Raw genomic sequence first — 16,053 nt, forward strand, 5'->3', positions numbered from 1 at the left:
TGGCTGGCCTTTGCTCTGGAGTTAGTATCGGCTGTGACACTGTTTCTGCTGATGGTTCTGACCTGTGCAGATGTAGTTGGTCGCTACTTCTTCGACAACTCCGTAGATGGCGCCACAGAGCTGACAGAGATCGGCATTGCCATCCTGGTCTTTGCTGAAATGCCGGTTATTACCTGGCGGGGTGGACACGTAGTCGTTGATATTCTCGACCGTATGTTGGGAAGCACGGTCTTAAAAGTACTGGGTTTGTTCTCTGCATTCCTAATCTCTACATCTCTTTATTTTCTGGCTGATCGGATCTACTTCCTGGCCGCGCGCTCTCTGCGCCGTGACGAGGTTACCGAATACCTCGAACTGCCGATGGGTCTGATTATTCAGTACATTGCTGTAATGAGCTGGGTAACAGCAGGTGCAATGATCACCTACGGCGTATACCGCCTTCTGTTCCTATCTCGTGACTAAATAACGATTATTATAAAGCTAGACAGGTAATTTCAGCATGACAGTAGCACTGATCGGCTTTGCTATTCTGTTGGTCCTGATCGTTGTTGTTCGTATCCCGATTGCATTTTCCATGGGGATCGTGGGCTTCTTCGGTTTTGCGTACATGCAGGGCCTGACTTTTGACAACATCGGAGACTTCCGGTGGACGGGCTCTTTGTCCATGGCTGCCAAGCGTGTGGTTGATACCGCACAGGAATACAGTCTGTCCGTTATCCCTCTATTCATTCTTATGGGTAACCTGGTAACGAAATCAGGTCTGTCCCATGAGCTGTACCGCGCATCCAACGCGTTCCTGGGCCACCGCAAAGGCGGTCTGTCCATGGCGACTGTTGTGGCATGTGGTGGTTTCTCTGCGATCTGTGGTTCCAGTCTGGCGACTTCCGCAACGATGGCGAAGGTAGCAATGCCTCCAATGCGCAAATACGGTTACTCCGACGCGCTGGCAACGGCATCCATTGCGGCGGGTGGTACCCTGGGTATCCTGATTCCACCTAGCGTAATTCTGGTGATCTACGGTCTACTGACCGAAACCAGTATCCGTGAGCTATTTGCGGCAGGGTTTATTCCTGGATTCCTGGGTATTCTCATGTACCTCGGTGCAGTACGTTATGTCGTGTGGCGTAACCCGGCTGCAGGTCCATGTGGTGAGAAGCTGAGTTGGTCTGAGCGTATCCAGGCGCTGAACGGCGTTTGGGGTGTGCTGATCCTGTTCACTGTGGTAATGGGCGGTATCTACCTGGGTATCTTCACACCAACAGAAGCGGCGGGTATCGGTGCTGGCGGTGCATTCCTGATTGCGCTGTCACGTAAGACGCTGAACTTTGGTAGTCTGTTCGACATCCTGACGGATACTGCACGTACTTCTGCGATGTTGTTCGGTGTATTGATCGGTGCCCTGATCTTCTCCAACTTCATCAACCGTGCTGGTTTGCCGGCTGACCTGTTGGCCTTTGTGGAAGGTCTGCAAGTGTCGCCGATGCTGGTTATCTTTGCGATTCTAGGCATCTACATCGTACTGGGCATGGTGTTTGAGAGTCTGTCCATGATGCTGCTAACTGTGCCGATCTTCTTCCCACTGGTACAGAGCATGGGTTTCGATCTGGTGTGGTTCGGTATTGTCGTGGTAGTGGTAACCGAGATCAGTCTGATCACGCCGCCGGTAGGTATGAACGTATTCGTACTGAGTGCGGTACTTAGGGACATCAAAGCGAGCACCATCTTTAAAGGTGTTACCCCGTTCTGGTGTGCAGATATCCTCCGTTTGCTGCTGATCACCCTGATCGCTCCTATCTCTATGTTCCTGCCGGAACTGCTATACCGCTGATTAAGGACAGAGGGGCCGTACAACGGCCTCTCGTTTTCTAATACTGGCTGTCGTCCGACAGCAAAAGGAATCTTGCCATGCTGCCTCAAGTTAAAAAGATCCTGTACGCATCTGATATCGATCATGGTTCCCGTCCTGCTTTCCGTGCAGCGGTGAGCCTCTGTGGTCACTACAACTCTGAGATCACGTTTCTGCACGTCATTGAGCCGCTGAGTGCAACGGCACAGAGCATCGTCGATACCATGATGAACGACGAGTCTCTAAATGAGATGCACGATCAGAGCATCCAGAACCTGCGCGACAAACTGACCGAGCGTATCGAACGCTTCTGTACACAGGAGCTGGAAGAGAGCGAGATGCTGAAGGAAGGTCAGGCCATCGCGCGTGTGGAAGAAGGTGTGCCTTGGAAGACCATTCTGGAAGTTGCCGATGATATCGATGCGGACGTAATTGTGATGGGTACCCGTACCCACAGTGGAGTAAGCCAGTTCCTGCTGGGGTCCACTGCAAACAAAGTCATGCATCACACCAAGCGTCCCGTGCTGGTGGTGCCGCTGAAATAAGCGTCTGCTGAATGATAGAAAACGCGATTGAGCTTCAGGCCGATCGCGTTTTTTCGTTTTCTGGCTGGGTCCTTTATATCGCTAACCAGGGTGGATCTGCCCAGATCAGAGAACAATGCTGATGGTGAAGCGGATGGAACAGATTGTTTCTTGAAAGTGCATTAATAGCCGCTTTTGAGGGCGCCTGATCTGCTCATTGTTTCCGAATGGGAATATATTTTGTTCACTGAGCCACGGTTATGTTTGTTTGTGATTGGGGTATCTTAACTCAATCCGGTTCTGGGCCTCGCTGCTGATCAGCAGGGGAACAGAGCGCAGATATTCTATGCTTTCTCGATTGAGATAATCAGAATTAATAAAGATTTACGATAGGAATCAGATATGGCGAAGAAGCCCTTTGCGTCCTCTGCGGACCTCGGTGAAAAGACAGAAACTCTGGAAATTCTGGGTGACGGCGTCTACGCGCTGACGGCAGAAGGTGACCCGAACGTATGTGCGGTTGAAGGTGAAGACTTCATCGTAGCGTTCGAAGCACGTGCGACCCCTAAGGCGGCAAACGACTGGCTGGAGCAGCTGCGTGAGCACACTGACAAGCCGATCAAATATCTGGTTCTGTCCCACTACCACGCGGTACGTGTACTGGGTGCTTCTGCGTTCAACGCTGAATCCATCATTGCACACGAAAAGACCAAGTTCCTGATCGAAGAACGTGGTATGCAGGACTGGGCATCCGAGTTTGGCCGTATGCCGCGTCTGTTCCGTGAGCCTGAAGGTATCCCAGGTCTGACCCACCCGGACATCGTGTTCAATGACCGTCTGGAGATTCCACTGGGTGGCGATCGTGGCAGCCTGATTCTGGAATACTGTGGCCGTGGTCACACTGCAGGTGACATCGTTGCCTGGATCCCTAAACAGAAAGTGCTGTTCGCAGGTGACCTGGTAGAAGCCGCTGCGGCGCTGTACACCGGTGACGCGTTCCACTTTGACTGGGCGTCCGGCACGCTGGACAAAGTTAAAGCGTACGAAGCAGAAGTTCTGGTTGGCGGTCGTGGTGCGGTTGCACGTGGTCGTGAAGAAGTTGATGCGGCGATCGAGCAGACCCGTGGCTTCCTGAACGGCATGATCGAGAAAGTAGGTGAAGTTCACAAGCGTGGCGGCACTCTGAAAGAAGCATTCGAAGCAACTCACGAACACCTGAACCCTAAGTTCGGTATGTGGCCGATCTTCGAACACTGCCTGCCATTCGATGTGCAGCGTCTGTGGGACGAGTTTGAAGGTACAGACTGGCCGCGTATCTGGACCGACGAGCGTGATCAGGAAGTTTGGGATCAGCTGCAGGACTGATTGCAGTAACACCTGCTGCCACTCTCTCCAGCAGCAGGTGATTCCTTCGGTATCTGGTGACAACTGTGCCAGAATTGCCGATCCGAAAACGGTGCTGAGGTGAAAACCCAGCGCCGTTTTTCTTTTTTATAAGCATCAGATGTTATGCCGCCCTCTGTTGGTGCAGAAGCAGGGTAAATGGCTTGTTTCGCTATCAGGCCACTGCTAGTGTGGAAGAAGCTGTAGATTCAGGAGTAGGAGATCTTATGGACGTATTGTCTGCAATGGGAATTTATGTGCGGGTTGTGGACCTGAAAAGCTTCTCGCTGGCGGCTGAAGAGATGGGTATCTCCAGTTCATCCGTGAGTAAGCAGATCTCCCAGCTTGAGCAACACATTGGCGCTCGCTTGCTGCAGCGAACCACGCGTCGCCTGAGTGTGACCGAAGTGGGGGCGGCCTACTACGAGAAGTGCCAGAAGATTATCAGCCAGGTGGAAGAGGCTGAAAGCCTGGTGTCCCAATTGCAGGGGCAGCCACGCGGTGTCCTGCGTATCTACTGCAACATGACCTTTGGCCAGATGCAGCTGGCCAAGGCTATTCCCGAATTTATGGAAGCCTATCCTGACATCCAGGTGGATGTCACCCTGGATGACCGGGCGCCTGATCTGGTGCGAGATGGCTTTGATCTGGCGATCCGTATCGCCGATCCGCAGCTGCCCGATTCCAGCCTGATCGCCCGCGAGATCTCCAAAGTGCCGATGTTTATCTGCTCGACACCGGAATATTTGGAAAAGAACGGCCATCCGGAGTGTGCTGAAGATCTGAAGAAACACAATTGCCTGGTGTTTGTGCATGCATCCAACGCCAACCAATGGTCGCTTGAGCGTGAAGGGCGGCGTTGTACCGTGCAGGTGGACGGCGACGTTAAAGCCAACAACAGTCTGGTAGTGCGAGAGTCCGTCTTGGCCCACAGGGGCATCGCCAACCTGGCCTATTTTGTGATTTCCCGCTTTGTGGAATCCGGTGATCTTGTGCAGGTCTTCCCGCAATACGAACCGGAAAAACTGTCTATCTTTGCGGTGTACCCGGACCGTAAATATATCTCACCGAAAGTGAGCCACTTTATAGAATTTTTCCAGGGCTGGCTGGAGCAAAACCTGCAACAGGAATGGCCCTCCGATTCCTGAAGATTTGGCAATAGATCGTTGAATCTGTTGCCGTAACGTTTATTGATGAAACCGCGCTGATGATGCCGTATTTACAGTTAATCTATTGAATTAATTGAAAATTAAGGTGTATTTGTGCGGTTTTTTATTTTCGCTTTGTTTCTTGCAGGGAAATAATTTTGTGCACTCTGGAGGGATTATCACAACCCTCAAATCCGCTATCTTGGATACTGTTCGAAGCGCGATTCCAAACGCAGAAAAATGAAGGATCTGCCGAGGAGTTTGCGAACAGGTCTACGCAGAAGTTGGCTTGTTCGCAGGTTCTTGAAGCCTGGTTAGGTCACAGGTGTTAGAGCAGATACCAAAACAATAATACGAGTGCCAAAGCGATGCTTAACACATACACTTTTCCTGAGTTCGACTATATCCGCTCTGCAGACCAAGACGCTGCGCAGCCGGTTAAACACCCTGTAGTTGTGATCGGTGCGGGCCCAATGGGTCTGGCAGCAGCCATTGACCTGGCTATTCACGACATCCCTGTTGTTGTACTGGACGATAACAACACTGTAAGTGTTGGTTCTCGTGCGGTGTGCTACGCCAAACGATTCCTGGATATCTCCGACCGCTTGGGCGTAGGCCAGCGTTGTGTAGATAAAGGCGTAACCTGGAACGTCGGTAAAGTATTCTTCGAAAACGAGCAGATCTACAGCTTCAACATGCTGCCGGAAGAGCACCATCGCCGTCCGGGTTTCATCAACCTGCAGCAGTACTACCTGGAAGAGTACTATGTTGACCGCGTAAATGAGCTGGAAAAAGCTGACCTGCGTTGGAAGAACAAAGTTACTGGTATTGAGCAGAACGACGACGAAGTAACCCTGACAGTAGAAACGCCAGACGGTGAGTACACCCTGAAGGCGGACTACGTAATTGCATGTGACGGTGCGGGTTCCAAAACCCGTGCGGCATGCGGACTGGAGTCCAAGGGCCAGATTTTCCACGACCGCTTCCTGATCGCCGACGTCGTGATGGATCCGAAGAAATTCCCACCAGAGCGTTGGTTCTGGTTCAACCCTCCATTCCACGAAGGTCAGTCCACACTACTGCACCGTCAGGCTGACAACGTATGGCGTATCGACTTCGACCTGGGTTGGGATGCCGATCCGGAAGAAGAGAAAAAGCCAGAAAACATCATCCCACGTGTGAAAGCGTTCCTGGGTGAAGATGTTGAGTTTGAACTGGAATGGGCGTCTGTATACACCTTTACTTGCCGCCGTATGGACGACTTCCGTCACGGCCGCATTTTCTTCGCAGGCGACGCAGCGCACCAGGTATCTCCGTTTGGTGCACGTGGTGCGAACTCCGGTATCGAGGACATTGATAACCTGACCTGGAAGCTGCAGATGGTGATGAACGGCAAGGCGGACGACAGCCTGCTGAACACCTATTCTGAAGAGCGTACTTTCGCAGCGGACGAGAACATCCTGAACTCCACGCGCAGTACTGACTTCATCACGCCGAAGAACGGTGCGAACCGTGCGTTCCGTGATGCGGTTCTGTGGCTGGCGAAGGACTACACCTTTGCACGCCCGCTGGTAAACAGTGGTCGTCTGTCTGTACCACCGTTCCTGACCGAGTCTTCCCTGAACACTGAAGACGATGGCAGCTTCAACTGCAAAGTGGTTGTAGGTGCGCCATGTACCGACGGTCCGGTTAAGCGTAATGGCGAAGACAGCTTCCTGCTGGGTGCGCTGGGTAACGTATTCAACGGCATGCTGTTCGTTGATAGCCGCAACGACCTGACTGCAGAAATGGTTGATCAACTGGGTGAGCTGGCAGCGCAGGATGTACCGGTTAAATCCTACATTGTTGCAAGCCACGAGATGGACATCGCTCTGCCGGAAGGTGTTGAGCTGCTGATCGACACCGTGGGTGTTGTGAAAGAGCGCCTGGATGCGAAGGGCGGTACCTTCTACCTGATGCGTCCTGACCAGCTGGTAACAGCACGTATGCGCAGCTTCGACAAAGCTGCAGTTGTAGCGGCCCAGAACAAGGCCCTGGGTAAGTAACGGACAATAAGAAAGAGAGAAAACAATGAGCAAACTTATTACCGAGCCAAATCTGCCGCGTCCGGATGATTTCTATCAGGAGCTGACCGATCTGCACCGTGACCTGAACGATGAGCAGAGCCTGGATGTAAATGCGCGTCTGATTCTGCTGCTGTGTAACCACATCGGTGACCAGGATGTGCTGTCTGAAGCGATGCAAACTGCACGCAAGCACATTCCTGCACAATAAGCGTTAGATAACGCACGAACAGGCTCACCTGAAATGGTGCGGAACGGTGCTCAGGCAGTGTTTCCGTACGATTTAAAAGGTGGGCCTTTGCTGTTTTTATGCTAGGGTGACCTGACAGTAACAAATGTTACCAATATAATGGCGTTGTTAAGGTACATGCGAGTCAGGTTCGTCATTACGACGAGATTATAGGAGGAGGGCATAATGCCTGCACTGAACGAAACTCACGATCTAAACCTCACCAGCTGGGTAGCGTCCGCGAACGATGCACAGAGTGATTTCCCAATCCAAAACCTGCCATTCGCAGTGTTCCGTCGCCAGGGTAGTGACGAAGCGTTCCGCGGCGGTGTAGCGATCGGTGATCAGATCGTGGACCTCGCAGCGGCGAAAGACGCCGGTGTGTTTTCCGGTCTGGCGCAGACTGCAGCTGAAGCTTGCGCGGCGCCAACGCTGAACGAATTTATGGGCATGGGTAGCGAAGCGTGGTCTGCACTGCGTCTGGCACTGTCTCAGGCACTGCGTAGCGGCTCCGATGCAGAAGCGAAGCTGAGCGCCTGCCTGGTCGCTCAGGCGGATGCAGAGTACGACCTGCCATGCACCATTGGTGATTACACTGACTTCTACACTTCCGTGTTCCACGCGACTGCAGTGGGTTCGCTGTTCCGTCCGGACAACCCTCTGCTGCCGAACTACAAATGGGTACCAATCGGTTACCACGGCCGTTCTTCCTCTATCGACGTGTCCGGTCAGACCTTCCACCGTCCACAGGGCCAGACCAAGGCACCGGATGCAACCGAGCCAAGCTTCGGTCCATGTAAGCGTCTGGACTACGAGCTGGAGATGGGGATCTACATCGGTAAAGGTACCGAGCTGGGTGATGTGATCGCACTGGACGACGCTGACGATCACGTCTTCGGCATGTGCCTGTTCAACGACTGGTCTGCACGTGACATCCAGGCGTGGGAATACCAGCCTCTGGGCCCATTCCTGGCGAAAAACTTCGCATCCACCGTATCTCCTTGGATCGTAACCACCGAAGCGCTGGCACCATACCGCACCGCGTGGAGCCGTGACGAAAACGATCCGCAGCCACTGCCATACCTGGAGTCCGAGCAGAACCGCAACGAAGGTGCGTTCGACATCCAGCTGGAAGTGTTGCTGGAGTCCGAGAAGATGCGCGCTGAAGGCCAGGCGCCAGCTAAGCTGTCTGAATCCAGCTTCGTACACTCCTACTGGACCGTTGCGCAGATGGTAGCTCACCACACTGTAAACGGCTGTAACATGAAGCCGGGTGACTTCTTCGGTTCCGGTACTCAGTCCGGTCCTCAGCATGACGAAGCCGGTTCCCTGCTGGAACTGACCCGTGGTGGTAAAGAGGCGCTGACCCTGGAGAACGGTGAGTCCCGTACCTTCCTGGAAGATGGCGACGCCGTAATCATGCGTGGCTTCTGTGCGAAAGAAGGTGCTGCACGCATCGGTTTCGGTGAAGTCGTAGGTACCGTGCTGCCAGCGAAAGTTTAAGGCCAAGTAGGTCGTTCTTGTAGCAGCCCGCTCCGAGGGCGACCTGACTCTTGCTTAAAGGATTTAAAGAATGATTCTTTACGATTACTGCCGTTCCTCCGCTGCGTACCGTGTGCGTATTGCACTGAACCTGAAAGGCATGGACTACGAGCAGATCCCGGTAAACCTGCTGAAAGGCGAGCAGGGTGGCGACGAAAACCGTGCCCGCAACGCACAGGGTTTCGTGCCATCTATGGAAGACAACGGCGAGATGTTCAACCAGTCGCTCAGCATCTGTGAGTACCTGGATGACGCATACCCTGAGACCGTTGCACTGTTGCCAGCAGACGCTGTCGAGAAAGCACGCGTGCGCAGCCTGGCACAGTTGATCGCTTGTGATATTCACCCGGTGAACAACCTGCGTATCCTGAAGTACCTGGTGGGTGAGTTCGGCGTATCCGAAGAGCAAAAGATCCAGTGGTACCAGCACTGGGTGATGGAGGGTTTCGCAGCACTAGAGAAGCGTTTGGCGGAGTCTGAGCAGACCGGTACGTTCTGTCACGGTGACACTCCAACGCTGGCGGATGTATGCCTGGTGCCGCAGGTGTTTAACGCCAACCGCTTTAAAGTGGATATGAGCGTGTACCCAACCATCTCCCGCATCGCTGACGCGTGCAACGAGATCAAGGCCTTTGCCGACGCGCATCCTGATCTGCAGCCGGGTGCTTAACGCCTAGGCTGACACCGTTTAGGAAAAACAAAAGCCGCAGAGGGAAACCTGCTGCGGCTTTTTGGTGGATCATCGAAATCGATAGAGCGGTTCAGGTGTAGGTTGGCCATCGCGTAGCGATGCCCAACACATCTCCTAGTCGCGGATCGCCTGCATCGCATCCTGGGTCCACTGCAGACTGTGGCGATAGGCACTTTCGTACAGATCGATATCCATATCCAGCGGCAGTTCATTCCAGTTGCCACTCTCGTAGGCGATCACTGCCTTCAACGTTTCGCCGATAGGGCCAGCGTAGTCGCGTACCGCATCCTGAATGTCGTCTGCCAGCGGCACTTGCTCTAGCAGTGACGCCTGATCAATACCCAGCAGGGCATGCAGGCCGGACATCATACCCGCCATAAAGTAGCTGCCGGCGTTGCGCTGATCGGTTGCACGGGCCAGGGCTTCACACATTGCACCGCGAATCAGTAGCATACGGCAGAGCTCTTCTGGTTTGTCGTCGTGGCTGGTCATGGAGATCAGGGTTACCCAACGGCGGATCTGTTCCATTCCCAGAAGCACCACCGCATCGGTGATCGACTCCACCTTGCGCACCAGTGAGTAGGCAGCGGAGTTCACAATGCGCAGCATCTTAAAGGTGAGTACCGGGTCCTGGATGATCAGTTTTTCCAGATCTTCCGGTGTGACATCGGGTTGGTTGATCGCCTGCATCAGCTGCATCAGTGTAGCAGCGTTGGATTCCAGCTTCTTGCCCTTAACCAGCTTAGGACGGCTCAGGAAGTGCCCCTGGAACAGCTTGAAGCCCATCTGACTGCAACTGAGCAGTTTGTCTCCGCTCTCGATCTTGATTGCGATCGGTGTGACTTTAAAAAAGCGCAGGCGGGAAACGCACTCGTGCATCTCTTTGTCGCTAAGCGCTGACACGTCCACCTTCACCATGTGCACGATCTTAAGGATCGGATCAAAGTGTGGATCGTTGGTGTAGTTATCGAGCACCAGACGGTAGCCATCACGTGCCAGCGACAGAATCGCTTTGACGATCTCTTTGGTCGGTTTGATGGTGGCGGGTATCTCGATTACCACCTGCTTGCGTGGTAGCTCGGGAAACGCGTCATTGGTCAGCATATCTTCGCTGATATTGATAAACGCCGGTACGCGCTTTACAGAGCCAGCATCGCTGATGCTGGTGTAGGCGTTAAGTAGCACCTCGATGGTGGCGCTGGCGTCTCGGAAAACTGCCTGTTCGGTGTCCTGGTCATTGCGGTACAGGAGTTCGTAGGCGATTACCTTCTGGCCGCTATCGAAGATCGGTTGGCGGGCCATTAACACCTGGCCGCGAGGGCTGGAATCCATTTTTTCTTATTTCTCCGGGAAGACCGCCTTCGGCGCGTTGGATGCGTCGAAGCAGATTGGTCTCTAAGTGTAGCCTCGGATTCTGAAGGAAGATAGTGACGTCCGAAAGACGAATCGTTTTGAAGTCAGGTTTTAAGAGCCCTGAAAAATAAAAAACGCATGAGAATACCTGAGGGGTTCTCGTTGCTCAATTTGTAGTTTAGCTACAACGAGTTACGGTTGATTTATATCAAGAATGAGAGCGCTGCAGAGGAGGATAATTGAGCCAAGAGATTAAGAACTTAAGTAAAAAATTAAGGAGATATTATGACAGCAGAGCCTCAAGTTCCCCCTTCTGGTTCCGAACAGGTGGCGCCACAAGTTGCGGCAGAAATTGCCAATCAGGTTGTCTCTCAGGACGCCGAAACACCTGTTGCTGTTGATCCGCTGGAAGCGGTCATCGATAGTGAAAATGACTACCCGTACGATAAGAAAATCTCCCGCACCAATTATGAGAAAGAGAAGCAGGAGCTGCAGATTGAACTGCTGAAAATGCAGCAGTGGGTGCGGGATACGGGACAGCGTGTTGTCATCCTGTTTGAAGGCCGTGATGCAGCGGGTAAGGGCGGTACGATCAAGCGCTTTATGGAACACCTGAATCCTCGTGGTGCAAAGGTGGTAGCACTGGAAAAGCCTACGGAGGTGGAAGCGGGGCAGTGGTACTACCAGCGTTATATTCAGCATCTGCCAACCGAAGGTGAGATCGTGCTGTTCGACCGCTCCTGGTACAACCGCGCAGGGGTCGAGAAGGTGATGAACTTCTGCTCGCCCGCAGAATACCTTGAGTTTATGCGTCAGACGCCGGATCTGGAGCGTATGTTGGTGCGCAGTGGTATCCGACTGTTTAAGTTCTGGTTCTCCGTGAGCCGTGATGAACAGTTCCGCCGCTTCCAGGCTCGTCGTACCGATCCGCTGAAGCAGTGGAAACTGTCACCGATTGATCTGGCATCCCTCGATAAGTGGGATGATTACACCGAAGCCAAAGAATCAATGTTCTTCTACACCGATACAGCCGACGCACCATGGACTGTAATCAAGTCGAACGACAAGAAACGCGCCCGTCTGAATGCGATGCGCTATGTGCTGTCTGCACTGCCGTATCCAAACAAGAACGAAAGCATCACGCTTAAGCCAGACCCCCTGATTGTGGGCAACGCACGTGACGTACACGAGCGTGATGAACATGTACTGATTCCAGGACCACTTTAATCGCGCTGCGCCTTACCCAGGTATTTGAAGGAGAAACACACTATGACCATGAAACAGACCCAGCACGCGCTGAAAGTTGTTGAAGCGTTTAAGGCGAAGTTGTCAGAAGAGCAGTGCGCGACAGTAGGTGAAGCCCACTTTGACGAACTGTCGTTGCTGATCGAATCTGCGATGAGTACCGCGGTTCTGGACGAGATGGAAAAAGCCGCCGATCAGGTGGATGCGCTGGCGCACCGTCTGCGCCACTTTGCCGAGCATTACGACCAGCTATAATCCAGATCGGACAAACCAGAAAGCAGGCCGCAGTGCCTGCTTTTTTGCGTTCTGTAGGGGGCGATTGGCCTCTAATGCCCTTAACAACAATCGATCGGGTAACTCAGGGCAATCACAGGTATAATACGCCCATTCAACTTTTTCCTGATTAAGAACTATACGATGAGTATCAACTGGTTTCCGGGCCACATGCACAAGGCGCGGAAAGAGATTGCCAAGGTGATGGACGAGATCGACGTCATCATCGAGGTACTGGATGCGCGTTTACCGCAGTCCAGCGAAAACCCGCTGGTGGACTCCCTGCGTAAAGGGAAACCGGCACTTAAACTCCTGAATAAAAGCGATTTGGCCGATCCAAAGCGCACCAAGGAGTGGCTCGATTACTTCAACGCGCAGCCAGATACCATGGCTGTAGCGATCGACTACGAGCAGAAAAAACAGATCAACCGCATTCCGGATATGTGCAAAAAGCTGGCGCCGGCGCGTTCCAATGCAAGTCGCCCGGTGCGTGCCATGATCATGGGTATCCCAAACGTGGGTAAGTCCACCATGATCAATGCGTTGCTCGGTAAGCGCATCGCTAAGGTGGGTAACGAACCTGCGGTGACCAAGAGTCAGACCCGCTTCACCACCAAAAATGGCATGGCGCTATCCGACACGCCGGGAATCCTGTGGCCGAAGATCGAAGACAAGGATTCCGGTTACCGCCTGGCCGCGAGTGGTGCGATCAAAGATACCGCAATCGATTACGAAGACGTGGCGCTGTTCGCGGCCGGTTTTATGCTGACCGATTATCCTGAACGCGCCATGGAGCGTTACAAGCTGAAATCACTGCCGGAAAGTGCTGATAAACTGCTGGAAGAGATCGGCCGCAAACGCGGTGGTCTGCGTCCCGGTGGTGTGATCGATATGCACAAAGCATCCGAAGTGCTGCTGCACGAGATGCGTTCCGGCAAGCTTGGCTGTCTCACCTTTGAGACTGTCGCCGAGTGGGAAGAGAAACACCGTCTGGCAGAGATTGCCCGACTTGAAGCAGAAGCCGAAGCAGCGGCGCAGGCTGAAGCGGAGCAACAGGAGAAAAAATGAGCCGTCTTAAGAAAAAACGTCGTCACGTATCACAGTACATCCAGGAAGATACGGGGCCAACCAAAGCAGAACGTCTGTCAAATCCGAACAGTTACGAATCCCGTAAGCGTAAGGCACTGAAGGACAGTAAGAAGCCTAAGTCTGTTTATCAGAAAGAGCTTGAAAAACAGGAAGCTGCGAATAAGCAGGATTCCAACGATCAACCAAAAGGTGGTCGTCTGGCGGATAAGATCCGTAAGCTCAACGCCGAAAAGAAAGACGATTAGTTCTGTTGATGGTTTGATCTCCTGTTAACCCTCTTCTATTTTTGGGATACAGACAACCGGAGATCAAACCATGTCTCACTCACCCGTTCACCGAGCCGGGGACTCGCCCATACAAGTCGATCTGGTGGAGGGAGAAACCTATACTTGGTGTGCCTGCGGGCGATCCAACTCCCAACCCTTCTGTGACGGTTCTCACCAGGGAACCGGTATCGATCCCGTCGTATTCGTCGCTGAAAAAAGCGGATCAGTCTGGCTTTGTATGTGCAAACAAACCGGCACACCGCCGCTCTGTGATGGCTCCCACAACAAGAAAAAAGTAGAATAGCCGCCTTTCAACACCATTGAGGCAGCTTCCTTGCAGCAGTACGACGTTCTTATTGTGGGTGCCGGCGCATCCGGACTCATGTGTGCAGCCACCGCAGGCTATCGTGGCCGTTCGGTGCTGGTTATTGAACACACCAAAAAGATCGGTCGTAAGATCCTGATGTCCGGGGGAGGGCGCTGTAACTTCACCAACATCCATAACGGCCCGGCCAACTTTATCTCGGCCAATCCTCACTTCTGCAAATCCGCCCTCAGCCGTTACTCCGCACAGGACTTTATCGAACTGGTGGACCGCCACGGTATTGAATACCACGAAAAGACCCTGGGACAGCTGTTCTGCAACGAATCCAGTAAAGAGATCCTGCAGCTGCTGTTGACCGAATGTGACTGGGCTGGCGTCACCCTGCAGACCGAAACCGAAGTAAAAGGTATCGAAAAGGTCGAAGGTGGTTATCAGATCGAAACCTCCAAAGGCCCGATCCGTTGTGAATCCCTGGTGGTTGCTACCGGTGGCCTGTCGATCCCGAACGGCGGTGCAACTGCGTTCGCCTTTGACGTGGCAGAGCAGTTTGGTATGACGGTGCTGGAACGCCGCGCTGCGCTGGTACCGTTCACCCTGCAACCGCAGGAGCTCGAACACTTCAAGCCGCTCTCGGGTATCTCCCATGATCCGGTTGAGATCAGCTACGGCAATACCACCTTCAAAGAAAGCATGCTGTTCACCCATCGTGGCCTAAGCGGCCCTGCCGTGCTTCAGATCTCCTCATACTGGGAGCCGGGTAAAGACGTAACCATCAACCTGTTCCCTGAACTGGACCTGCTTGAATGGCTGAAAGAGCAGCGGGAAGCCCGTCCGAAGGCAGAGATCAAAACCGTACTTTCAACTCTAATGACCAAACGCCTGGTTCAGACTTTCTGCGAGATCTGGCAGATCGACGGCACGCTGGGGCAGTGCAGCAACGACAAGCTTAAGGCCCTCGCCGATCAGTTCCATAACTGGCAGGTAAAACCAAGTGGCACAGAAGGCTACCGCACCGCTGAGGTTACCTTGGGTGGTATCGACACCAACGAAGTGTCTCAGAAAACCTTTGAAGCTAAGAAAGCGCCGGGTATCTATTTTATCGGGGAGTGTCTGGATGTAACCGGACACCTTGGTGGGCACAACTTCCAGTGGGCGTGGGCTTCAGGATTCTGCGCGGGGCAGGCGGTTTAACCGTATCGACGTAATTAAAACGAAGACGGTTAAGTCGCGCATATCTGATTAAGTGCGGGGCAATGGGGTATGTGGAGTGAGAAATGTCTTGGTTTCTCGCTTTTGTGCTAGGCTCGGGAGGCTTCCAGCTAGCCGAATTTGCTGTATGGGGGGGCGTCTGCAACACTGAAATAGAGCGCATTGCTTTATTCTCCAGGGTGAGGGTGTCTCGATGTACACGAAAATTATGGTGCCGGTGGACTTAGCGCACATTGAAAGCCTAGAAAAAGCGCTTGTTACCGCCGCAGACTTGTCAAAGCATTACGAAACTTCCGTTTGTTATGTCGGTGTATCGGCATCGGCGCCAAGCGAGGTTGCCCATAATAGTGAAGAGTTTAGCGCCAAGCTTGAGGCGTTTAGTGCTGGTCAGAAGGCAAGATTCGGCTTGCAAGCGGTCTCCACCGTTGCCCATATCAGCCATGACCCGGCGGTTGACCTGGATAAGAACCTGATCAATATCGCTGAAGAGGTCGGTGCGGACATGATTGTAATGGCTTCACATATTCCAGGTTTTATCGAGCATATCTTTGCCTCGAACGCGGGATATGTAGCGTCCTATGCCAAGATCTCCGTCCTTGTTGTCCGCTAGCTGCGTTGGTTGAAACGGCAGCCATGAATGGGGATATCCGCTTCTTCTGCTGGTCGTTGCTTTGCCGCGATTGTCGGGTAAATTCAAGATCGTGTGACAACAGCGGGGGCTCTTGCCCCCATGTGAAGTGTCGTTCCGACCGTATTCGCGCCCAAAAATCAGTTTTACAGACTAATTCTTAGTGTTTTCGGGGCAGTTGCCCTTCTCGTAGGTGAGAGCTGCTGTCTTCAGAAGGGTTGCATCAGCCGTGTTCGCCT

At 53.1% G+C, this 16,053-nt stretch carries 17 protein-coding genes; 16 read left to right on the forward strand and 1 reads right to left on the reverse strand.

The window, feature by feature from the left end; all coding sequences use genetic code 11:
* The 9 genes from ACEQ15_RS19610 to maiA form a co-directional block, all read left to right on the forward strand.
* A partial coding sequence (locus tag ACEQ15_RS19610) for a TRAP transporter small permease (RefSeq protein WP_370280957.1) occupies positions 1-462 on the forward strand: 462 nt, incomplete at its 5' end.
* A gap of 37 nt (positions 463-499) precedes the next feature.
* The gene (locus tag ACEQ15_RS19615) at positions 500-1,828 is read left to right on the forward strand and encodes a TRAP transporter large permease (RefSeq protein WP_370280958.1); all 1,329 of its coding nucleotides are present in this window, start codon (positions 500-502) and stop codon (positions 1,826-1,828) included.
* Positions 1,829-1,905: 77 nt separating this feature from the next.
* A complete protein-coding gene (locus ACEQ15_RS19620; RefSeq protein ID WP_370280959.1) occupies positions 1,906-2,391 on the forward strand; it encodes a universal stress protein in 486 nt (161 codons plus the stop codon).
* A gap of 381 nt (positions 2,392-2,772) precedes the next feature.
* Positions 2,773-3,735, forward strand: a complete 963-nt coding sequence (locus ACEQ15_RS19625) for an MBL fold metallo-hydrolase (protein ID WP_370280960.1) — start codon at positions 2,773-2,775, stop codon at positions 3,733-3,735.
* 245 nt (positions 3,736-3,980) lie between these two features.
* Positions 3,981-4,901, forward strand: a complete 921-nt coding sequence (locus ACEQ15_RS19630) for a LysR substrate-binding domain-containing protein (RefSeq protein ID WP_370280961.1) — start codon at positions 3,981-3,983, stop codon at positions 4,899-4,901.
* A 368-nt stretch (positions 4,902-5,269) separates the two neighbouring features.
* A complete protein-coding gene (locus tag ACEQ15_RS19635) occupies positions 5,270-6,946 on the forward strand; it encodes an FAD-dependent oxidoreductase (protein ID WP_370280962.1) in 1,677 nt (558 codons plus the stop codon).
* A gap of 25 nt (positions 6,947-6,971) precedes the next feature.
* Positions 6,972-7,175 carry a DUF2783 domain-containing protein gene (locus tag ACEQ15_RS19640; RefSeq protein WP_370280963.1) on the forward strand — a complete coding sequence of 68 codons (204 nt, stop codon included), beginning with the start codon at positions 6,972-6,974 and terminating at the stop codon, positions 7,173-7,175.
* A 204-nt stretch (positions 7,176-7,379) separates the two neighbouring features.
* Complete coding sequence (fahA, locus tag ACEQ15_RS19645; protein ID WP_370280965.1) at positions 7,380-8,696, forward strand: fumarylacetoacetase; 1,317 nt, start codon at positions 7,380-7,382, stop codon at positions 8,694-8,696.
* Positions 8,697-8,766: 70 nt separating this feature from the next.
* Entirely contained in the window at positions 8,767-9,405 is a 639-nt protein-coding gene (maiA, locus tag ACEQ15_RS19650; protein ID WP_370280966.1) for a maleylacetoacetate isomerase, read from the forward strand.
* Positions 9,406-9,540: 135 nt separating this feature from the next.
* Here the strand turns inward: maiA and ACEQ15_RS19655 are convergent, their stop codons facing one another.
* Positions 9,541-10,758, reverse strand: coding sequence for an EAL and HDOD domain-containing protein (locus tag ACEQ15_RS19655; RefSeq protein WP_370280967.1), 1,218 nt, complete (start codon positions 10,756-10,758; stop codon positions 9,541-9,543).
* A 306-nt stretch (positions 10,759-11,064) separates the two neighbouring features.
* Here ACEQ15_RS19655 and ppk2 point away from each other — a divergent pair, with 306 nt between their 5' ends.
* From ppk2 to ACEQ15_RS19690, 7 genes are all read left to right on the forward strand, one after another.
* Positions 11,065-12,006 (forward strand): polyphosphate kinase 2, encoded by a 942-nt coding sequence (gene ppk2 / locus ACEQ15_RS19660; protein ID WP_370280968.1) that lies wholly within the window; start codon positions 11,065-11,067, stop codon positions 12,004-12,006.
* Positions 12,007-12,048: 42 nt separating this feature from the next.
* Positions 12,049-12,279 (forward strand): phosphatase, encoded by a 231-nt coding sequence (locus tag ACEQ15_RS19665; protein ID WP_370280969.1) that lies wholly within the window; start codon positions 12,049-12,051, stop codon positions 12,277-12,279.
* A gap of 162 nt (positions 12,280-12,441) precedes the next feature.
* The gene (gene ylqF, locus ACEQ15_RS19670; protein ID WP_370280970.1) at positions 12,442-13,365 is read left to right on the forward strand and encodes a ribosome biogenesis GTPase YlqF; all 924 of its coding nucleotides are present in this window, start codon (positions 12,442-12,444) and stop codon (positions 13,363-13,365) included.
* Positions 13,362-13,631, forward strand: a complete 270-nt coding sequence (locus ACEQ15_RS19675) for a hypothetical protein (RefSeq protein ID WP_370280971.1) — start codon at positions 13,362-13,364, stop codon at positions 13,629-13,631. Before ylqF ends, ACEQ15_RS19675 begins: the two co-directional genes overlap by 4 nt.
* Positions 13,632-13,701: 70 nt before the next feature.
* Positions 13,702-13,956 carry a CDGSH iron-sulfur domain-containing protein gene (locus ACEQ15_RS19680; RefSeq protein ID WP_370280972.1) on the forward strand — a complete coding sequence of 85 codons (255 nt, stop codon included), beginning with the start codon at positions 13,702-13,704 and terminating at the stop codon, positions 13,954-13,956.
* Positions 13,957-13,986: 30 nt separating this feature from the next.
* Positions 13,987-15,168: an NAD(P)/FAD-dependent oxidoreductase gene (locus ACEQ15_RS19685; RefSeq protein WP_370280973.1), complete on the forward strand. Its 1,182-nt coding sequence runs from the start codon at positions 13,987-13,989 to the stop codon at positions 15,166-15,168.
* 211 nt (positions 15,169-15,379) lie between these two features.
* Entirely contained in the window at positions 15,380-15,796 is a 417-nt protein-coding gene (locus ACEQ15_RS19690; protein WP_370280974.1) for a universal stress protein, read from the forward strand.
* Positions 15,797-16,053 lie beyond the last annotated feature (257 nt).

It is taken from the genome of Pontibacterium sp., from assembly GCF_964228735.1.
Taxonomy (GTDB): Bacteria; Pseudomonadota; Gammaproteobacteria; order Pseudomonadales; family Balneatricaceae; genus Pontibacterium.